At 74.4% G+C, this 18,739-nt stretch carries 19 protein-coding genes; 12 read left to right on the forward strand and 7 right to left on the reverse strand.

The genetic code is table 11. The features are described 5' to 3' along the window. Positions 1 to 7: 7 nt before the first annotated feature. On the reverse strand, positions 8 to 622 hold the full coding sequence (locus AC0GKK_RS17710) for a carboxymuconolactone decarboxylase family protein (RefSeq protein WP_489882137.1): 615 nt from the start codon (positions 620 to 622) through the stop codon (positions 8 to 10). Between the two features lie 189 nt (positions 623 to 811). On the opposite strand from AC0GKK_RS17710, the gene AC0GKK_RS17715 reads away from it, so the two are divergent. After that, a complete protein-coding gene (locus tag AC0GKK_RS17715) occupies positions 812 to 1,858 on the forward strand; it encodes a Glu/Leu/Phe/Val dehydrogenase family protein (protein WP_489882138.1) in 1,047 nt (348 codons plus the stop codon). Then, positions 1,858 to 3,054, forward strand: coding sequence for a 4-hydroxyphenylpyruvate dioxygenase (gene hppD / locus AC0GKK_RS17720; protein ID WP_489882139.1), 1,197 nt, complete (start codon positions 1,858 to 1,860; stop codon positions 3,052 to 3,054). Before AC0GKK_RS17715 ends, hppD begins: the two co-directional genes overlap by 1 nt. Before the next feature lie 21 nt (positions 3,055 to 3,075). Here the strand turns inward: hppD and AC0GKK_RS17725 are convergent, their stop codons facing one another. Beyond that, positions 3,076 to 4,473: an amidase gene (locus AC0GKK_RS17725; protein WP_482638496.1), complete on the reverse strand. Its 1,398-nt coding sequence runs from the start codon at positions 4,471 to 4,473 to the stop codon at positions 3,076 to 3,078. A 100-nt stretch (positions 4,474 to 4,573) separates the two neighbouring features. Here AC0GKK_RS17725 and AC0GKK_RS17730 point away from each other — a divergent pair, with 100 nt between their 5' ends. The 4 genes from AC0GKK_RS17730 (at position 4,574) to AC0GKK_RS17745 (ending at position 9,322) form a co-directional block, all read left to right on the forward strand. After that, positions 4,574 to 6,214, forward strand: coding sequence for a sigma-54-dependent Fis family transcriptional regulator (locus tag AC0GKK_RS17730; RefSeq protein ID WP_489882140.1), 1,641 nt, complete (start codon positions 4,574 to 4,576; stop codon positions 6,212 to 6,214). 113 nt (positions 6,215 to 6,327) lie between these two features. Next, positions 6,328 to 7,440, forward strand: a complete 1,113-nt coding sequence (locus AC0GKK_RS17735) for an NDMA-dependent alcohol dehydrogenase (protein ID WP_251787393.1) — start codon at positions 6,328 to 6,330, stop codon at positions 7,438 to 7,440. After that, positions 7,440 to 8,372, forward strand: coding sequence for an AAA family ATPase (locus AC0GKK_RS17740; protein ID WP_251787394.1), 933 nt, complete (start codon positions 7,440 to 7,442; stop codon positions 8,370 to 8,372). Before AC0GKK_RS17735 ends, AC0GKK_RS17740 begins: the two co-directional genes overlap by 1 nt. 83 nt (positions 8,373 to 8,455) lie before the next feature. Next, positions 8,456 to 9,322: a vWA domain-containing protein gene (locus tag AC0GKK_RS17745; RefSeq protein WP_251787395.1), complete on the forward strand. Its 867-nt coding sequence runs from the start codon at positions 8,456 to 8,458 to the stop codon at positions 9,320 to 9,322. A gap of 14 nt (positions 9,323 to 9,336) precedes the next feature. Here AC0GKK_RS17745 and AC0GKK_RS17750 read toward each other — a convergent pair whose 3' ends face one another. The 3 genes from AC0GKK_RS17750 to AC0GKK_RS17760 all read right to left on the reverse strand — a co-directional run bounded on the left by AC0GKK_RS17750 (position 9,337) and on the right by AC0GKK_RS17760 (position 12,228). After that, a complete protein-coding gene (locus AC0GKK_RS17750) occupies positions 9,337 to 9,624 on the reverse strand; it encodes a hypothetical protein (protein WP_489882141.1) in 288 nt (95 codons plus the stop codon). Between the two features lie 174 nt (positions 9,625 to 9,798). Continuing rightward, positions 9,799 to 10,422 (reverse strand): DedA family protein, encoded by a 624-nt coding sequence (locus AC0GKK_RS17755; protein WP_476652963.1) that lies wholly within the window; start codon positions 10,420 to 10,422, stop codon positions 9,799 to 9,801. Between the two features lie 414 nt (positions 10,423 to 10,836). Continuing rightward, positions 10,837 to 12,228 (reverse strand): AAA-type ATPase lid domain-containing protein, encoded by a 1,392-nt coding sequence (locus tag AC0GKK_RS17760; RefSeq protein WP_489882142.1) that lies wholly within the window; start codon positions 12,226 to 12,228, stop codon positions 10,837 to 10,839. Positions 12,229 to 12,431: 203 nt separating this feature from the next. On the opposite strand from AC0GKK_RS17760, the gene AC0GKK_RS17765 reads away from it, so the two are divergent. The 3 genes from AC0GKK_RS17765 to AC0GKK_RS17775 are packed head-to-tail and all read left to right on the forward strand — an operon-like array spanning position 12,432 to position 15,186. Then, positions 12,432 to 13,448 carry an amidohydrolase family protein gene (locus AC0GKK_RS17765; protein WP_073576701.1) on the forward strand — a complete coding sequence of 339 codons (1,017 nt, stop codon included), beginning with the start codon at positions 12,432 to 12,434 and terminating at the stop codon, positions 13,446 to 13,448. Beyond that, complete coding sequence (locus AC0GKK_RS17770) at positions 13,445 to 14,164, forward strand: iron-sulfur cluster assembly protein (RefSeq protein ID WP_224401284.1); 720 nt, start codon at positions 13,445 to 13,447, stop codon at positions 14,162 to 14,164. The genes AC0GKK_RS17765 and AC0GKK_RS17770 overlap by 4 nt, the downstream gene beginning before the upstream one ends. After that, the gene (locus AC0GKK_RS17775; protein WP_489882143.1) at positions 14,161 to 15,186 is read left to right on the forward strand and encodes an NAD(P)-dependent alcohol dehydrogenase; all 1,026 of its coding nucleotides are present in this window, start codon (positions 14,161 to 14,163) and stop codon (positions 15,184 to 15,186) included. The genes AC0GKK_RS17770 and AC0GKK_RS17775 overlap by 4 nt, the downstream gene beginning before the upstream one ends. Positions 15,187 to 15,271: 85 nt before the next feature. Here the strand turns inward: AC0GKK_RS17775 and AC0GKK_RS17780 are convergent, their stop codons facing one another. Continuing rightward, a complete protein-coding gene (locus tag AC0GKK_RS17780) occupies positions 15,272 to 15,733 on the reverse strand; it encodes a MarR family winged helix-turn-helix transcriptional regulator (protein ID WP_405421396.1) in 462 nt (153 codons plus the stop codon). Positions 15,734 to 15,832: 99 nt separating this feature from the next. Between AC0GKK_RS17780 and AC0GKK_RS17785 the strand changes: the two genes are divergently transcribed. Genes AC0GKK_RS17785 through AC0GKK_RS17795 form a run of 3 tightly spaced genes read left to right on the forward strand, consistent with a single transcriptional unit; the run spans position 15,833 to position 18,077 of the window. After that, positions 15,833 to 16,951, forward strand: a complete 1,119-nt coding sequence (locus AC0GKK_RS17785) for an LLM class flavin-dependent oxidoreductase (RefSeq protein ID WP_489882144.1) — start codon at positions 15,833 to 15,835, stop codon at positions 16,949 to 16,951. Next, positions 16,951 to 17,562: a CE1759 family FMN reductase gene (locus AC0GKK_RS17790; protein ID WP_073576696.1), complete on the forward strand. Its 612-nt coding sequence runs from the start codon at positions 16,951 to 16,953 to the stop codon at positions 17,560 to 17,562. The genes AC0GKK_RS17785 and AC0GKK_RS17790 overlap by 1 nt, the downstream gene beginning before the upstream one ends. 5 nt (positions 17,563 to 17,567) lie before the next feature. After that, positions 17,568 to 18,077: a VOC family protein gene (locus tag AC0GKK_RS17795; protein ID WP_489882145.1), complete on the forward strand. Its 510-nt coding sequence runs from the start codon at positions 17,568 to 17,570 to the stop codon at positions 18,075 to 18,077. Between the two features lie 9 nt (positions 18,078 to 18,086). On the opposite strand, the gene AC0GKK_RS17800 is transcribed toward AC0GKK_RS17795, so the two are convergent. Continuing rightward, positions 18,087 to 18,671 carry a VldE C-terminal domain-containing protein gene (locus tag AC0GKK_RS17800; protein WP_489882146.1) on the reverse strand — a complete coding sequence of 195 codons (585 nt, stop codon included), beginning with the start codon at positions 18,669 to 18,671 and terminating at the stop codon, positions 18,087 to 18,089. Positions 18,672 to 18,739 lie beyond the last annotated feature (68 nt).

The following is an 18,739-nucleotide window of genomic DNA, read 5'->3' on the forward strand; positions in this document are numbered from 1 at the left end:
CCCGGCCTCACTCCGGCCGGAACACGGCGAGTGCCGTGGCCAGCATCGAGTAGTACCCGGTCAGCCACACCAGCGCCGCGAGGGTGTCCCGGCCCAGCACCCGTAGCGCGGTGGCGAAGGCGTCGTCGCCCAGGTCGTGCCGGGTGAGCAGGGCCCGCACGGTGGTCAGCGCGACCCGCTCGGCCTCGTCGAGGCCGTCGGGGACGTCGCCGTCGAGCAGGGCCTGCAGCTGCGCCCCGGACAGTCCGGTGTCGCGGGCGAGGCCCTCGTGCGCGGACCACTCGAAGGCCGACCCGTGGTGCACGGCGACGGCGAGAACGGCCAGCTCGCGCAGCCGGGGCGGGAGGTCGTCGTCGGTGCGCAGGGCCGCGCCGACCTGCTGCACGGCGTCGCCGATGCGCGGGGAGAACAGCATCGTCGTGAACGGGCCGAGCAGGCGGCCGGCGTCGTCGACCAGCGGGACCCGGGCCTGCGCTCCGCGCGGGCCGGTCGCGATGCGGGCGTGCAGCGCGGCGCGCCCGGGGTCCAGCCCGGCCGGGTCCGACGGCGCGGTCCGCGGGTGGACCGGCGGTCGCGGCCTGCCGCGCAGGTCGGCGGGCGTCGTGGCGTCGCTGGTCGTCACCGGTCCAGGTTACGGACGCGCGCGGCGGGCCCCGGGAGTGACGCCGATCTCCTGGACGATCCGTCCAGGTGGACCGGCACCAGGGCCGGGTGACCTGCCGCCGGTGTGCAGCTCGTGGTGGGCCGGTTGCGTAGATACCGGGATCAGCGGTGTCCTCGCTGCACACCAGCGAGGCGATGGAGGCGCGGGATGGCTCTGCCCGAGTGGGACGGCGAACTGACCTCGGTCCGGTACGACCGGGGGACGGGCGCGTGGTTCGTGATCGGGGTGCACTCGACCCGTCTCGGACCGGCGTCGGGCGGGACCCGCGCGATGGTCTACCCCTCGCCCGGCGACGCCGTCGCCGACGCCCGCCGCCTCGCCGGGGCGATGACGCTGAAGATGGCCGTCGCGGGCCTGCCGATGGGCGGCGGCAAGTCGGTGATCGCGCTCCCGGCGCCGCGCGCCGAGCTCGGCGAGGCGACCTGGCGCCGCATCCTCGAGGTCCACGCGGCGAACCTGGAGCTGCTCGGCGGGAACTACACCACCGGCCCGGACGTCGGGACCTGCTCGGCCGACATGGACGTGCTCGCCGGTCTGACCCCGCACGTGTTCGGCCGCTCGGTCGCGGCGGGCGGGCCCGGCTCGTCCGGCCCGATGACCGCCCTCGGGGTGTTCGCCGCGATCCGCGCGGGAGTCGCGGAGGCCGGGTTCGACGGCGTCGACGGGCTGCGGGTGCTGGTCCAGGGGCTCGGCGCGGTCGGCGCCGACGTCGCCCGGCTCGCCGCCGACGCCGGGGCCAAGCTGATCGTCACCGACGTCGACCCGGCCCGCTGCGCCGCGGTCGCCGACGAGCTGGGCGCCGAGGTGGTCGACACCGGCGCGGTGACCACCCGCGAGTGCGACGTGCTGGTCCCGTGCGCCACCGGCGGTCTGATCACCGCCGAGGTCGCCGAGACCCTCCCCACCGCGGTCGTCGCGGGCGCGGCGAACAACCTGCTCGCCGACCCGTACGCGGCCGAGGTCCTGCGCCGGCGCGGCATCGTCCACGCCCCGGACTTCGTCGCCAACGCCGGCGGCGCCATCCACCTGGTCGGCCGCGAGGTCCTCGGCTGGAGCGCCGACGCCGTCGCCGGCCGGACCCGCGCGATCGGCGACACCCTGACCGGCGTCTTCGCCGACGCCCGCACGCACGGCACCACCACGGTCACCGCGGCACAGGAGCTGGCCGCCCGCACACTGACGGGAGAGCACTGATGGACATCCTCACCGACTCCGAGAAGCTCGCCGATCTCGACGCCGCCGCCCTGCGACGCCTGGTCGGCCTCGTCTCCCACGACGACTCCGCCGACCCGTTCCCGGTCACCGGCTGGGACGCCGTGGTCTGGGCGGTCGGCAACGCCACCCAGGCCGCGCAGCTCTACCAGGTCGTCTACGGCATGGAGCTCGTCGCGTACTCCGGGCCGGAGACCGGCAACCGCGACCACCACTCGTACGTGCTGCGCTCGGGCGCGGTCCGGTTCGAGCTGCGCGGCGCCGTCGACCCGGACAGCCCGGTCGCCGACCACCACCGCCGGCACGGCGACGGCATCGTCGACATCGCCCTCGAGGTCCCCGACGTCGACCGCTGCCTCGCCCACGCCCGCGCCCAGGGGGCCACCGTGCTGGTCGAGCCGCACGACACGACCGACGAGCACGGCACCGTGCGCTCCGCCGCGATCGCCACCTACGGCGACACCCGGCACACCCTGGTCGACCGGTCCCGCTACACCGGCCCGTACCTGCCCGGCCACGTCGCCCGCAGCTCCTCGGTGGACCGGCCCGCGGACGCGCCGCGCCGGCTGTTCCAGGCGCTCGACCACGTCGTCGGGAACGTCGAGTACGGCCGCATGGACTCCTGGGTGGACTTCTACCACCGGATCATGGGCTTCACGAACATGGCCGAGTTCATCGGCGACGACATCGCCACCGACTACTCGGCGCTGATGAGCAAGGTCGTCGCGTCGGGCAACCACCGGGTGAAGTTCCCGCTCAACGAGCCCAGCCCCGGCCGTCGGAAGTCCCAGATCGACGAGTACCTGGACTTCCACCGCGGCCCCGGTGCCCAGCACCTCGCGCTGGCGACGAACGACATCCTCACCACCGTCGACGTGCTGCGTTCGCGCGGCGTGGAGTTCCTCGACACCCCGGACGCCTACTACTCCGACCCGGAGCTGCGGGCCCGGATCGGGTCGGTGCGGGTGCCGATCGCCGAGCTGGCGTCCCGCGGGATCCTCGTCGACCGCGACGAGGACGGCTACCTGCTGCAGATCTTCACCAAGCCGGTCGGGGACCGGCCCACGGTGTTCTTCGAGCTCATCGAGCGGCACGGCTCGCTCGGCTTCGGCAAGGGCAACTTCAAGGCGCTGTTCGAGGCGATCGAGCGGGAGCAGGAGCGCCGCGGCAACGTCTGACCGGTGCGTGTCCGGTCCGGGTCAGTCCCGGATCCGCCGCCAGGGGCGGTCGGCCTCGATGGCGTACGCCAGCTCCAGCAGCGTCCGCTCGTCGCCGACCGTGCCCTCCAGGTGCACCCCCACCGGCAGCCCGCCGGCCGTCGCCCCGGCGGGCAGCGCGACGGCGGGCGCCCCGGCGACGTTGGCCAGCGGGGTGAACGCCACGTAGTCGAGCAGCCGGGCGGTGAGCTGCTCGATCGGCACCGTCGGCGCGAGCCACCCGATCTCCGGCGGGGTGTGCGCGAGCACCGGGGAGAGCAGCACGTCGTGCCGGGTGAACAGCTCGGCGTGGGTGGCCGCGACCCGGCGCAGGCGGTGCAGGAACACCGGGGTGCGGGCCAGCGCGCGACGGTAGTGGTCGGCCAGGCCGTGGGTCAGGCCGTCGAGGCGGTGCGGGTCGAAGGTGCGCCCGTGCAGCAGCCGGCCGCCGGTGACCACGGAGAACGCGAGCAGCCCCCAGTAGTCGAGGAAGTCGTCGACGAACCGGGTCCCCACCCCGGTGACGGCCTCGGACACCTCGTGGCCCTGCTTGGCGAGCAGCTCGGCGACGGCGGTGACGGTCTCGCGGGTGTCGGCGTCGACGGCCGCGCCGGTGGGGGACTCCAGCAGCAGCCCGACCCGCAGGCGTCGCCGGGCGGGGCCCTCGACCAGGCCCAGCGGTGGCAGCGCCGGGTTGCGGCGCCCGCGGTCGGCGGCGCCGAGGAACACCGCGGTGTCGCGGACCGAGCGGGACACCACGCCGTCGGCGACGAGGTCGATCGGCATCCGGGCGCCGGTCGCGTTCGGCGCGAGCCGCCCGCGCGACGGCTTGAGCCCGACCAGCCCGCAGGCCGCGGCCGGGATGCGGATCGAGCCGCCGCCGTCGTTGGCGTGGGCCAGCGGCACCACGCCGGCGGCCACGAGCGCGGCCGCCCCGCCCGACGACGCGCCGGCCGAGAAGCGCGGGTCCCACGGGTTGCGGGTCGGCTCGGCGTCGGCGAACTCGGTGGAGGCGTTCAGCCCGTACTCCGGCATCCGGGTCGTGCCCACCAGGTCCAGCCCGGCCGCGAGCAGCTGCCGGGTCACCTCGGCGTGCTCGCGCGACGGGGCGGGGACGAACGCCCGGGTGCCGTGGCCCGCGGGCCAGCCCCGCACCTCGACGTTGTCCTTGACCAGCGTCGGCACCCCGGCCAGCGGGCCGCCGGTGTCCCCGGTGACGGGGTCGGCGGTGCGGTCCAGGGCGAGGCCGTGCAGGTGCGGCTCGACCCGGGCGGCGCGCGCGGCGACGGCGGCGCGCAGCTCGGCGGGCGCGACCTCACGGCGGCGCAGCCGCTCGGCGAGGGCGACGGCGTCGTCGTCGCCCAGGGCGTCGTCGGTGAACGCGTGTACGCGTCGGTCCATGTCGGACGATCCTGCACCCCGCCCGCCCGCGCACGACCGGGGACCCGGCCGGGCGCGGGTAGTGTCGCCTCCGTCACCACGGTCACGGAAGGTGTGCGCCATGGGTTTCGACGGAGCCGTCGGCCGATCCGCCCCGGGGGGCGTGCGCGAGCACATCGCCTCGTCCTGGCGGCGTGCGCGGCTGGCGGGCATCGACCCCGACCGCGTCGACCGGCCGGAGATCGCGGAGGTCGACCGGGTCGGCCGGCTCGCGGTCGCCGCGGAGCCGGTGCTGCAGGCGCTGGCGGCCGAGCTCGCCGGTGAGCCGTTCTCGGTGCAGCTGGCCGACCGGGACTGCCGGATCCTCGACATCTGGTGCGACGACCGCACCCTCGACTCGGCGTTCGACGACATCGGCCTGGTGGTCGGGGCGGCCGCCGACGAGCAGGTGCTGGGGACCAACGGGATCGGCACGGCCGCCGAGACCGGCCGCGGCATCGCCGTCCACGGCGAGGAGCACTTCCTGGCCGGGCTCAAGGGCGTCAGCTGCTTCGGCCACCCGATCCGGCATCCACTGCGCGGCCGTACCGAGGGCGTCCTCGACATCACGGTCGCCGGCGGGCGCGCCCACCCGCTGTTCGCGCCGCTGCTGTCGCGTGCCGCCCGGGACATCGAGGAGCGGATCGTCGAGACCGCCCGCGACGGCGACCGCAGGCTGTTCCTCGCCTTCCAGGAGGCCACCCGGCGGCGCTCGTCGCCGATCGTGGTCCTCGGTTCGGACGTGGTGCTGACCAACCGCGGCGCCGTCACCGTGCTGGGCGAGGGCGGGATGGACCTGCTCGCGACGCTGCGGACCGAGGTCGTCGAGAACGGCCCGCTGACCCGGGTGCTGGAGGCGCCCGACGGCGCCGGGATCCGGGTGCGGGCCGAGACCGTCGCGGAGACGGCGGACGGGGTGCTGTTCCACCTCGTCCCGGTCCGTGCGGCGCGGCGCGAGCCGGTCCGCCGCACCGCGCGGCCGGTTCCCACTGGGCGCTCGGTGCTGGTCGCGGGTGAGCCCGGGACCGGGCGCAGCACCGAGGCGGCCCGGCTGCTCGGTACCGCCGACCCGGTCGTGCTGGCGGCCACCGACGCCCTCACCGGACCGTCCCGGGACTGGGCGGCCCGGCTGTCCGCGCTGCTCGGGGAGGGGGTGCCCGCGGTCGTCGTCGACGACGTGGACGTCCTGCCCGAGGAGCTCTGCACCGTGCTCCGCCCGCTGCTCGACGCCGGCCCGACCCGTCTCGTACTCACCTGCGGCCCGGTCGGGGAGCTGTCCGTCCCGGCGGCGCGGCTGGTCGCCCGGTGCGCGAGCCGCGTCGAGCTCGCGCCGCTGCGCGAACGCCGCGACGAGCTGCCCGGGCTGGTCGCCGACATCGCCGCACGGGTCCGGCCGGGCCGGGAGCTGATCCTGACCCGGTCCGCGGTCGCGGCGCTGTCCGCGTACGCCTGGCCGGGCAACCTCACCGAGCTGACCCGGGTCGTGACCGAACTGGCGCACCTGTCCGGGACCCGCCGGATCGACGTCGAGGACCTGCCGGAGCACCTGCGGCCCGGCCCGCGGATCACCCGGCTCGGCGGCCGGGAGCGCGCCGAACGGGTCGCGATCCAGCACGCCCTGACGGTCGCGGGCGGCAACAAGCGCGAGGCCGCGCGGGCGCTCGGGATCAGCCGCACCACCCTGTACCGCCGGATGCGCGCGCTCGACGTGGCGGAGACGTAGCCCGCCCGGTATGAGGCAGTGCGCACGTGTCCACATGTGGAACACGCCACACCCCCGGGGGTGGGACAGGATCCGGGGCGACACCGACGTCACCAGCGCAGAGGAGCGTGCCCGTGAAGACCAAGGCAGCAGTCGTCTACGAGGCCGGCAAGCCGATCGAGATCGAGGAGCTCGAGCTCGACGGGCCGCAGCAGGGTGAGGTCCTCATCCGCTACACCCACGCCGGGCTGTGCCACTCCGACGTCCACATCGCGCACGGCGACCTCGAGGCACGCCTGCCGATGGTCCTCGGGCACGAGGGCGCCGGGATCATCGAGGACGTCGGCCCGGGCGTCACCCGGGTGAAGCCGGGCGACCACGTCGTCTGCTCGTTCATCCCCAACTGCGGGGTCTGCCGCTGGTGCGCGACCGGGCAGCAGGCCATCTGCGACATGGGCGCGACCATCCTCGAGGGCTACCTGCCGGGCGAGCGCTTCCCCTTCACCGGGCCGAAGGGCCAGTACGGCGCGATGTGCATGCTGGGCACGTTCTCCCAGTACTCCACGATCCACCAGAACTCGGTGGTCAAGGTCGACGACGACCTCCCGCTGGACAAGGCCGTGCTCGTCGGCTGCGGCGTACCCACCGGGTGGGGCTCCGCGGTCAACGCGGCGAAGGTCGAGCCGGGCGACACGGTGATCGTCGCCGGCGTCGGCGGCATCGGCATCAACGCCGTCCAGGGCGCCCGCTACGCCGGCGCGAAGAACCTCATCGCCGTCGACCCGCTGGCCAACAAGCGCGAGAAGGCGATGGAGCTCGGCGCCACGCACGCCGTCGCCACCGCCGCAGAGGCCGGTGACCTGGCCCGCGCCATGACCAACGGCAACGGCGCGGACAAGACGATCGTCACCGCGGGCATCGTGACCGAGGAGATCGTCACCGGCGCGTTCGAGAACACCGGCAAGGGCGGCACCGTCGTGCTGACCGGCCTGAACAAGCTCTCGACGACCAACGTCACGCTGCCGGGCTCGATCCTGACGCTGTTCAAGAAGACGGTGAAGGGCTCGCTGTTCGGCGACTGCAACCCGACCGTCGACATCCCCAAGATCCTCGGCCTCTACCAGAGCGGGGACCTGAAGCTCGACGAGATCATCACGCGTACCTACACCCTCGAGCAGGTCAACGAGGGCTACGACGACCTGCTCGCGGGCAAGAACGTCCGCGGCGTCCTCGTCCACGAGCACTGATGGGGTCTGTCACGAACCCCGCGGGACCGGCTGCGGCCGGTCCCGCGGGGACCCCCGTCGTCGGCCGCGGCCGGGAGGTCGAACTCCTCGTCGCGGCGCTGGAGGCCGGCGCCCACGTCGTCCTGGAGGGCCCGCCGGGCACCGGGAAGACGACGCTGCTGCGGTCGGTGGCCGAGGAGGCCGAGCTCCCGTTCGTGTTCGTCGAGGGCAACGCCGAGCTCACCCCGGCCCGGCTGGTCGGGCACTTCGACCCGGCCCAGGTCCTGGAGCGGGGCTACAACCCCGAGACCTTCGTCGACGGTCCGCTGGCCGAGGCGCTGCGCTCCGGGGCCCTGCTCTACGTCGAGGAGATCAACCGGATCCCGGAGGAGACCCTCAACGTCCTCATCACCGTGATGAGCGAGGGCGAGCTGCACGTGCCCCGGCTGGGCCGCATCACCGCGCACGAGGGATTCCGGCTGGTCGCCGCGATGAACCCGTTCGACGCCGTCGGCACCGCCCGGATCTCCTCCGCCGTCTACGACCGGGTCTGCCGGATCGCGATGGGCTACCAGACCGCCGGGGACGAGACCGCGGTCGTCGCGCTGCGCGGCCCCGAGGTCGACGAGCAGTGGCGGGCCAAGGTCGTCTCCCTGGTCCGCCGGACCCGGGAGCACCCGGACGTGCACGTGGGCTCCTCGGTGCGCGGGGCGATCGACATCGTCCGCATCACCGCGGCGCTGGCGGCCCGGCGCGGCCGGGAGACCACCGACTGGCGGGCCGGGCTGGACGCGGCGCTGGTCGCGCTGTCCGGCCGCATCCGGCTCGCCGAGTCCGGCTCCCGCAGCGCCGAGGACATCGTCCGCGAGCTGTACACGGCCGAGTTCGGCCAGGAACCCGCCGACGACGCCGACGGGGCCCCGGACGGCGGTGATGCGTCGGGGGGAGCCTGAGCCCGCCACCGGCGGGCGGTCCCCGGCCCGCGGACGGCTCCACCCGTCCGTCCCGGCCGCGTGCGCGCCCGGAGGACCGCACGGTGGCCCGCAGCTCCCTGGCGGGCCACCCCGGGTTCACCGAGATCTCGCCCGAGGTCGGGGTGCTCGACCCCGACGCGTTCGACGCCGCGCTCGCCGAGCGTCCCGACGAGACGCTGACGCTGCTCGTCGACATGGGCAAGGCCACCGACGAGAAGCTGCGGGCGGCGGCCCGCAGGCTCGCCGGCCGGGTCGTGCTGGAGATCGGCCGGTCCGGCCGGGTCACCCGGCGCGGGATCGGCAGGCTGCGTGCGGTCCCGGCCGACCGCGGCGGCGACCTGGACCTGGACGCCTCGCTGGGCGCGGTCGCCGAGGCCCGCGCGGCGCGGCGCCCGGTCGGGCTCGACGAGCTGACCGCGCGCACCTGGGCGCGGCCCGCGCTCGCGTTGTGCCTGGTGGTGGACGCGTCCGGGTCGATGGGCGGGGACCGGCTCGCCGCGGCGGCGCTGACCGCCGCGGCCTGCGCGTTCCGGGCACCCGGTGACCACGCGGTGCTGTCGTTCGCCGCCGAGACCCGGGTCCTGCGCGACATCGGGTCCACCCGTCCGCCGTCGGCGGTCGTCGACCGGGTGCTGGGCCTGCGCGGGCACGGGGTGACCGCGCTGTCCGGTGCGTTGCGGGCGGCCACCGCGCAGCTGGAACGGACGCGCGCGGAGCGGCGGATCGTCGTGCTGCTCTCGGACTGCCGGGCCACCGACGACCACGACCCGGTCCCGGCGGCGCGGCAGGTCCCGGAGCTGCTGATCCTGGCCCCGGAGTCCGACCACGAGCAGGCGGCCGAGCTGGCCGCGCGCAGCAACGCGCGGTGGGCGCCGGTCGCCGGCCCGTCGGACGCACCGGGGGTGCTGCGGTCCCTCCTGGGTGGCTGAGCCCCGCCCGGGACTCAGCCGCCCAGCACGTTCACGGCCCGGGAGACGACGAGCGCGATCGTCACCAGCGACACCAGCGCCTGGACGAGCATCAGCATCTTCGCCCACCGGCTCAGCGGCATCACGTCGGTGGGGCTGAACGCGGTGGCGTTGGTGAACGACAGGCCCAGGTAGTCGGCGAAGCGGGGCTCCCGGTCGGCGTCGTGCGGGAGGCCCTCGAGCAGCCCGGCCGTCATCGAGGACCCGGACCGGCTGATGCCCGGGCCGGGCGCGGCGATCCGGGCCGCGCGGACCGTCACCACGTCACGCGCCCGCGGCGATCGCCTCGGCCCAGGTCGACGTGCTCACCGCGTGGTCCTCTCCCGTGGCCCGGCCGCCCGGGCCGGACGGTGCTCGCCGCGGGTGCCCCGGCGGGTGCGACACGCCGGAGGTGCCCCGGGACGTCGGGGACGTCCGGCGCGAGGGGATCGACGCGGTCAGGACCGGGCGTCGGCGCGACGTCGCGAGCCGGTCGTTCGCACGATCGCGGTCCGCCCGAGGACCAGGGTCAGCCCGACGGCGATCCCGCCGACGACGAGCAGCCAGGGCCGCGACTCCAGGTCGGTGGCGAGCCGGTCCCCGGCCGCGTAGCCGATCCCGACGAGCACCGCGGCGCGTACCGCGCTGGTCGGGATGATCCAGGCCAGGAAGCGGCGGTAGCCGACCTTGGACAGCCCGGCGGCCAGGTAGGCCGGGATCGCGCCGATGTCGACGAGCTTGGCGCCGATGACGATCCGCGGCAGGTGCGTGTGGACCTCGCGGGTCAGCACCTCGCGGCGCTCCTCGGTCAGGCCCAGCCGGTTCAGCACGCGGGCGACGGCCGGCCGGTCGCCGTTGCGGCCCAGCGCGTAGAGCGCGGTGTCCCCGACGACGTCGGCGACCAGCGCGGCCAGCCACACCCCCCACCAGGGGAGCTGCCCGGCCCCGGCGAGCGCGGCGGCGGCGACGGTGACGATCGGACCCTCGAGGAACGCCCCGACCCCGATCACGAGGAGCGACCGGACGGGCGCAGCAGGGATCGCGGCCAGCAGTGCGGCCACGGTGTCCGCGAGTCCGAACACGATCGCCTCCCATCAGGTCCTACACCGAATGGTGCCCTGTGTGCCGCACGAGGCGGCGGGCGGCCCGTCGTTGTCGCACGACGCGGGGTCCTCGTCACCGGGCGTGACGGCGTCGTCCGGTGGCGGTGTCGAGTCCCGTGGCCGGGCCGGCTGCCGGGTCTCCCGGGGCGTCGTTGCCCGGCACATCGATCGTCCCACCGTCGACCGGGATCGGCAGGCCCGGAGGACCCGCGACGGCCGTGAGCACGGCCACCGGTAGTACCGGTCCGGTGAGCGCGTCCCCCGTCCAGGTGGTGCAGGTCGGGACGGACGGCGGGTGGGCATCCGTTCATCGGGCCGGGGACTCCCGGACCGCGCGGTCGTCGTCGGCGACCAGGACCGTCTGCGGCACGGCACCGATGATGCCGCAGCCGCTCAGCGCGGGGTGGTGATCCCGTAGCGCTGCACCCGCCGGTACGCCGTCGCGCGGCTGATGCCGAGCGTCTCCGCGGCCCGGGTGACGCTCATGCCGTGCTCGGTGAGGCAGCGGACCAGCTCGTCGCGCTCCAGCGACTCGATCCGGGTCAGCGATCCGGATCGGGTGGCGAGCAGCTCCGGGGGCAGGTGCCGCACGTCGACGAGGCTGCTGCGGGCGGCGGCGTCGCGCACGGTGCGGCGCAGCTGCTCGACGTTGCCCGGCCAGGAGTAGGTGCGCAGCGCGCGGGCGGCGGCGTCGGTGAAGGTGACGCCGTCGCGGGCGAAGTGCGCGGCGAGCACCGGCACGTCCTCGGGACGGTGGCGCAGCGCCGGCACCTCGACGACGACGTCGAGCAGCCGTGACAGCGCGTCCGGTATCCCGTCGACACCGCCCGCGGTGACGCTCAGCGACGCCCGCGGCAGCGACCGGACCAGCGCCGCCAGCCGGGTCGCGACGGGCGCGGGCAGCTCGTGCACCCGTCCCGCGATGACCGCAGTGTCGTCCTTGCCCAGCTCCGGGGACCACAGCGACAGCCAGGACACCGCGTCCTCGGCGGCCGGCGGGCGGGCGTGCAGCACCCGGTGCCGCGGGCGGACGGCGCGCAGGGCCGCGGCGAGCAGCGCGGACTTGCCGGCGCCGGGCTCGCCGACCACCCCGACCCGGGCGCCGTCGCGCAGCGCGTCGCGGACCTCGTCGAGCGCGGCGGCCCAGGCCGGGCCGAGCGCCGCGGTCCCGCCGACGGGCTGCGGGGCGACCCGGAAGACCTCGCCGCGCGGCGCGCGCCGGGGACTCGCGCCGCGTCCGTGCGCGAGCATCAGCGCCGAGGTCTGCCCGGCCGCGGTGCGCGCCAGCGCGAGCAGCAGACCGTCGGAGCGCTGCGACCAGGTGGTGAGGTTGATGCTGCCGAGCAGCGACCCGTCGACGGGGTCGAGCACGGGGGCCGCCGCGCAGGTGTAGCCCCACAACCCGGTGCAGTAGTGCTCGTCGCCGCGGACCAGCGACGGGACCCGGTCGGCCAGGGCCAGGCCGAGCCCGGTGGTCCCCGCCTCCCGCTCGCCGAAGGCGAACCCGGGCGCGAGGTAGGTGCGGTCCAGCGCGTCGAGCAGGGCGCGCTCGTCGCAGAGCCGGGAGACGACGATGCCGTCGGCGTCGGTCAGCATCAGTGAGATCGGCTCGCCCGGCAGGCCCTCGTGCAGCCCGGCGAGCACCTCGCCGCCGCACCGGGCGAACAACGAGCCGTCGTCGACGGCGCCGGTGAACGCCGGGTCGACGGCCTCGGTGGGGGCGCCGTAGGTCTCGCTGCGCGCCCAGGACGCCGAGATCCGGGCCGGAGCCAGTGACTGCCCCATCGCGCGTACCTCCTCGTACCTGCTGCCCACGACCGTGTCACATCGGCGACGCCGTCGCGACGCCGTCTCGTCTCAGGTTGAGACGGTGATCACGACCGCCGGGGCGCCGCCGTTCCTACCTTCGGCCCTCGACGCGGGATCCCCCACCGGCCCGCGCAGTCGCGGGGTGCCCACCACCTCGCCGCGACCTGAGAGGGACGACGATGTACTCGAAGAACGGTGAGTCCTACTTCATCGTGGACGCCCACGTGGCGCTCTGGGACGCACGCCCGGAGAACCAGCGCAACATCCACGGCAAGCAGTTCATCGACTGCTTCTACGACTACCACCGCAACCTGAGCCCCGAGTCCGAGGTCTGGCCCTACGAGGACTACCTCTACCAGGGCGGCGAGCGGCTGATGAAGGACCTGTTCACCGACGGCCACGTCGACCACGCGGTGTTCCAGCCCGCCTACCTGGGCGAGTTCTACGACAACGGGTTCGGCCAGACCGAGGAGGCCTTCGCCCTCGCCCAGGCCCACCCGGACAAGCTGACCTACAACCACCACTGGGACCCGCGCAACGGCGAGCAGGGCCTGCGGCAGCTGCGCGAGGACGCGAAGCGCTTCGGCTTGAAGGGCGCGAAGCTCTACACCGCGGAGTGGCACGGCGAGTCCCGCGGCTGGAAGCTCGACGACCACTGGTCCTACAAGTACCTCGAGGCGGCCCAGGAGCTGGGCATCCGCAACATCCACATCCACAAGGGCCCCACCATCCGCCCGCTGGACCGCGACGCGTTCGACGTCGCCGACGTGGACAAGGTCGCCACCGACTTCACCGACCTGAACTTCGTCGTCGAGCACTGCGGCCTGCCGCGCCTCGAGGACTTCTGCTGGATCGCCACCCAGGAGCCGAACGTGCACGCCGGCCTGGCCGTCGCGATGCCGTTCATCCACACCCGGCCCAAGTACTTCGGCCAGATCATCGGCGAGCTCCTGTACTGGCTGGGCGAGGACCGCATCCAGTTCTCCAGCGACTACGCGATCTGGACCCCGCGCTGGCTGGTCGAGCGCTTCGTCGACTTCGAGATCCCGGACGAGCTGTCCGAGTACGCGCCGCTGACCACCGCCCAGAAGAAGAAGATCCTGGGTCTCAACGCCGCGGCGATGTACGACATCGAGGTCCCCGCCGAGCTGCAGCTGCGCGACGAGACGCCGACCGAGGTCCCGGTGGCGTCGTGAGCGCCCCCGCCCTCGCCCGCACCTCGCGCACCGACCAGGCGTTCCGGGCGCTCGACGCCGTCGTCGACCCCGAGCTGGACGAGCCGATCACCGACCTGGAGTTCGTCCGTTCCCTCGACGTCGACGGCGACCGGGTCACCCTGCACCTGCGCCTGCCCACCGCGTTCTGCGCGCCGAACTTCGCCTACCTGATGTGCTCGGACGCGAAGGACGTGCTCACCGCGCTGGACTGGACCGGCGAGGTCGTGGTCGAGCTCGACGACCACCACGACTCCGACCTCATCAACGCCGGGCTGGCCGCCGACGCCGGCTACAAGGGCACCTTCCGGCACGAGGCCGAGTCCGACCTCGACGAGCTGCGCGAGACCTTCCGGCGCAAGGCGCACACCGCCGCGATGGAGCGCTCGCTGACCGGGCTGCTGCGGGTCGACCCGGACCGGACGCCCGAGTCGCTGCACGGCGTCACGCTGGCCGACCTGCCCGCGGGCCCGGCCACCGACGCCCTGCTGCGCCGCCGCGCGGCGATCGGCCTGCCCACCGGCGGCGACCGGCCGGTCCTGGTCGGCCACGACGGCGTCCCGTACCCGGCCGAGCAGGTTCCGCTGAAGCTGCGGATGGCCCGCTCGGTGCGGATCTCCATCGAGGGCAACGCCCACTTCTGCCGCGGGCTCCTGAAGACCCGCTACCCCGAGTCCGTGAAGGGATCCGTGTCGTGAGAGCAGTACAGGTGGTCGGCTACCACCGGCCGATGGAGCTGACCGAGGTCCCGAAGCCGGAGGTCGTCGACCCGTTCGACGTCGTCGTCCGGATCGGCGGGGCCGGGGTCTGCCGCACCGACCTGCACGTCCTCGAGGGGCAGTGGGCGGAGAAGTCCCAGGTGACGCTGCCCTACACGATCGGCCACGAGAACGCGGGCTGGGTCGAGTCCGTGGGGTCGGCCGTGACCCACGTCCGTGAGGGCGACGGCGTCATCCTGCACCCGCTCGCCACCTGCGGCCTGTGCCGCGCCTGCCGCTCCGGCGACGACGTGCACTGCACCGCCTCGGCGTTCCCGGGCATCGACACCCACGGCGGCTACGCCGAGTACCTGCGCACCTCGGCGCGCAGCGTCGTCAAGCTGGACCCGTCGCTGCAGCCCGCCGACGTCGCCGCCCTCGCCGACGCCGGTCTCACCGCCTACCACGCCGCGGCCAAGGCCTCACGCCGGCTGGGTCCGCGCGACACCTGCGTCGTCATCGGGGCGGGCGGGCTCGGCCACATCGGCATCCAGGTGCTGAAGGCGCTGACCCCGGCCCGGCTGGTCGTGCTCGACCGCAACCCGGACGCGGTGAAGCTGGCGCTGGAGATCGGCGCCGACGACGGGATCGTCGCCGACGGCGGGCAGGTCGACGAGGTCCTGTCGCTCACCGGCGGGAACGGCGCCGAGGCCGTGATCGACTTCGTCGGCGAGGGCGGCTCCACCGCCCAGGGCCTGGCGATGACCCGGCGTGCGGGGGACTACCACGTGGTCGGCTACGGGGAGAACGTCGACGTCCCGACGATCGACCTGATCTCGGCCGAGGTGAACGTGGTCGGCAACCTGGTCGGGTCCTACAACGATCTCTGCGACCTGATGGAGCTGGCCGCCCGCGGCCGGGTCACCCTGCACACCAGCACCTACGCCCTGGACGACTTCCAGTCCGCGCTCGACGACCTCGACGCCGGGAAGGTCAGGGGCCGCGCCATCCTGGTGCCCTGACCTGCTGTTCCGATCGCGGTCCCGCTCACGACGGCCCGTACCGGCGACGCCCGGTGCGGGCCGTCGCGCGTTCCGCGGAACGCGGTCAGCGGGGGGCGCGGCCGTCGAGCCGGGCCTGCACGGCGGCGGTGATCCGGGTCAGCGCGGCCACGTCGTCGTCGGAGAGGGCGTCGAAGACCAGCTCCCGCACGGTCTCCACGTGCCCCGGCGCCGCGGCCTCGATCGCCGCCCGGCCCGCCGCGGTGAGCACGACGTAGTTGCCGCGGCCGTCGTCGTCGCACTCCTCGCGGGCGACCAGGCCGCGCTTCTGCATCCGGGCCAGGTGGTGGGAGAGCCTGCTCTTCTCCCACTCCAGCAGCGTCGCCAGCTCCAGCACCCGGCACCGCTCGTCGGGCCGGTCGGTCAGGGCCACCAGCACGTCGAAGTCGGTGAGCGAGAGCCCCGACCCGGTCTGCAGCCGCCGGTGCAGCTCGCCCTGCAGGCGGGCCTGCATCCGGAGCAGCCCTCGCCAGGCCACCTGCTCGCGCTCGTCCAGCCACCGTGTCACGGCACCATCGTAGCGGAATAGTTGACGCATCACCTATGTTGCTGCAGGATGTAGATGACGGATCAACCAACGGTCCGTCGACGAGCAGAGGAGGAAGCCGTGCAGTTCGGAGTCTTCACGGTCAGCGACGTCACGCCGGACCCGACGACCGGCCGCACGCCGACCGAGGCCCAGCGGATCCAGGACGTCCTGACCATCGCGAAGCACGCGGAGCAGGTCGGGCTCGACGTCTTCGCGATCGGCGAGCACCACAACCCGCCGTTCTTCTCCTCGTCGCCGACCACCACGCTCGGCTACCTCGCCGGCGTCACCGAGACCCTGCAGCTGTCCACCTCGACCACGCTGATCACCACGAACGACCCGGTGAAGATCGCCGAGGACTTCGCGATGCTGCAGCACGTGGCGGGCGGCCGCGTCGACCTCATGCTCGGCCGCGGCAACACCGGCCCGGTCTACCCGTGGTTCGGCCAGGACATCCGCCAGGGCCTGAACCTGGCGGTCGAGAACTACGCGCTGCTGCGCACGCTGTGGGACACCGAGGTCGTCGACTGGGAGGGGCACTTCCGCACCCCGCTGCAGGGCTTCACCTCGACCCCGCGCCCGCTCGACGGCGTCGCGCCGTTCGTGTGGCACGGCTCGATCCGCAGCCCCGAGATCGCCGAGCAGGCCGCCTACTACGGCGACGGCTTCTTCCACAACCACATCTTCTGGCCGGCGTCGCACACGAAGCGGATGGTCGAGTTCTACCGCACACGCTGGGAGCACCACGGTCACGGACCGGCCGACCGCGCGATCGTCGGCCTCGGTGGCCAGGTGTTCATGCGCCGCAACAGCCAGGACGCGGTGCGCGAGTTCCGGCCGTACTTCGACAACGCCCCGGTCTACGGGCACGGGCCCTCGCTGGAGGACTTCACCCGCGAGACCCCGCTGACCGTCGGCAGCCCGCAGCAGGTCATCGAGCGGACGCTCGGCTTCCGCGACTACGTCGGCGACTACCAGCGTCAGCTGTTCCTCATCGACCACGCGGGCCTGCCGCTGAAGACCGTGCTGGAGCAGCTCGACCTGCTGGGCGAGGAGGTCGTGCCGGTGCTGCGCCGCGAGTTCGCCGCGCTGCGCGCGCCGGGCGTCCCGGACGCGCCGACCCACGCCTCGCTGGTCGCCGCCCGCGGCGCCGCGGGCACCGGCAGCACCGGGACGCAGGAGAAGGAGGTCGCGTGATGACCACCCGCAGGATCGTCGTGCTCAGCGCCGGGCTGTCGACGCCGTCGTCGACCCGGCTGCTGGCCGACCGTCTCGCCGCCGCGGTCACGGCCGCGCTGGCCGACCGGGGCGAGCGGGCCGAGGTGCAGGTCGTGGAGCTGCGCGAGCACGCCCGCGACCTGGCCGACCACCTGGTCGCCGGCTTCCCGAACACCGCGCTGGCGCCGGTGCTGGAGTCGGTGGCCGCCGCGGACGCCGTCGTCGCCGTGACGCCGATCTTCTCGGCGTCCTACAGCGGGCTGTTCAAGACCTTCGTCGACGTCCTGGACCGCGACGCGCTCACCGGCACCCCGGTGCTGCTCGCCGCGACCGGCGGCACGGCGCGGCACTCGCTGGCCCTGGAGCACGCGATGCGCCCGCTGTTCGCGTACCTGCGGGCCGCGACGGTCCCGACCGCGGTGTTCGCCGCGCCCGAGGACTGGGGCGCGACCGAGGTGGGCACCACACTGGACGGCCGTGTCGGGCGCGCCGCGGGCGAGCTGGCCGACGCCGTCGCCGCCCGGCCGCCGGCCACCCGCACCGACCTGTTCGCCGACGTCCCCGACTTCACCTCACTGCTGAAGGGCTGACCACCATGACCGACACCGGCACCCCCACCGACACCGCCGCCCTCGACGCCGCCCGCGACCGGATCCGCACCGCCCACCTGAAGCCGGCGGGGGAGCGGCCGGCCTCGACCGCCCGCGGCCTGCACCACACCGCCCTGGTGAGCTCGGACGTCGAGCGGACCGTGCGCTTCTACCAGGATGTCCTCGGCTTCCCGCTCACCGAGCTGATCGAGAACCGGGACTACCCGGGGTCCTCGCACTTCTTCTTCGACATCGGCAACGGGAACCTGCTCGCGTTCTTCGACTTCCCGGGCCTCGACGTCGGCCCCTACGCCGAGGTCCTCGGCGGGCTGCACCACATGGCGATCAGCGTCGAGCCGCAGCGGTGGGACGAGCTCGTCGCGCGGCTCGCCGAGGCCGGGGTGGAGCACGAGGTGCACTCCGGTGTCTCGGTCTACTTCCGCGACCCCGACGGTGCGCGCATCGAGCTCATCGCCGACCCGCTGGGGGAGATGTACGGCCAGCACGTGCTGTGAGCGGGGTGCTCACCGGCGGACGCTGACGTGGACGTGGTCGTAGTGCCCGCCGGTGGCGTCCTCCGGGTCGTACACCCCGCCGCCGTCGTAGGGCCGGCCCCAGTTCTCCCGGCCCTCCCCGGAGTCCCCGGTGCCGCGGTACCAGATCCGGCCCTGCCAGATCACGTAGCGGACCCGCAGCTCGGCGGCGTTCTCGCGCAGCCAGGTCGCGACGGCCCAGCCGTCCTCCAGGTCCTGGCCGGCGGGGAAGTCGCCGTAGCCGGCCGGGAAGAAGTCGCAGGCCCGGCCGGCGGGGTGGTCGCTCGAGGGGTTCCACGCGTGCTCCGACCAGCAGGTGACCGCCCGGACCGGTGCTGACGGGCCCGGCTCGCCGAACCGGGCCACGGCGGCGTCGTGCACGCGCAGCGCGGACGGGGTGAGGCAGCCCGAGGTCGTCGGGTCCGGCTGGTCGCACTGCTCCGGCGGCGGCGGATCGACCAGCTCGCGCAGGTCGTCGGGGGTGAACCCGCGGCTTCCGGCGAACCAGGCCAGACCGCCCACGAGCAGGGCCAGCACGAGGAGCACGCCCAGCACCGGGGCGACGCGGGTCTTCACGGGGGCTTCGTCCGTTCTGTCGGAGTGCCTCCCACGGTACGGCGAGGAGTCCGGTGCCCGCCGACGGT

The organism is Pseudonocardia sp. P-1 (genome assembly GCF_058111925.1).

What these genes read in the sequence shown, in the direction of transcription:
- AC0GKK_RS17730 (WP_489882140.1), top strand. Translation starts at nt 4,574, where the DNA reads ATGGGTTTCGACGGAGCCGTCGGCCGATCCGCCCCGGGGGGCGTGCGC.
- AC0GKK_RS17765 (WP_073576701.1), top strand. Translation starts at nt 12,432, where the DNA reads ATGTACTCGAAGAACGGTGAGTCCTACTTCATCGTGGACGCCCACGTG.
- hppD (WP_489882139.1), top strand. Translation starts at nt 1,858, where the DNA reads ATGGACATCCTCACCGACTCCGAGAAGCTCGCCGATCTCGACGCCGCC.
- AC0GKK_RS17795 (WP_489882145.1), top strand. Translation starts at nt 17,568, where the DNA reads ATGACCGACACCGGCACCCCCACCGACACCGCCGCCCTCGACGCCGCC.
- AC0GKK_RS17790 (WP_073576696.1), top strand. Translation starts at nt 16,951, where the DNA reads ATGACCACCCGCAGGATCGTCGTGCTCAGCGCCGGGCTGTCGACGCCG.
- AC0GKK_RS17740 (WP_251787394.1), top strand. Translation starts at nt 7,440, where the DNA reads ATGGGGTCTGTCACGAACCCCGCGGGACCGGCTGCGGCCGGTCCCGCG.
- AC0GKK_RS17715 (WP_489882138.1), top strand. Translation starts at nt 812, where the DNA reads ATGGCTCTGCCCGAGTGGGACGGCGAACTGACCTCGGTCCGGTACGAC.
- AC0GKK_RS17725 (WP_482638496.1), bottom strand. Translation starts at nt 4,473, where the DNA reads ATGGACCGACGCGTACACGCGTTCACCGACGACGCCCTGGGCGACGAC.
- AC0GKK_RS17760 (WP_489882142.1), bottom strand. Translation starts at nt 12,228, where the DNA reads ATGGGGCAGTCACTGGCTCCGGCCCGGATCTCGGCGTCCTGGGCGCGC.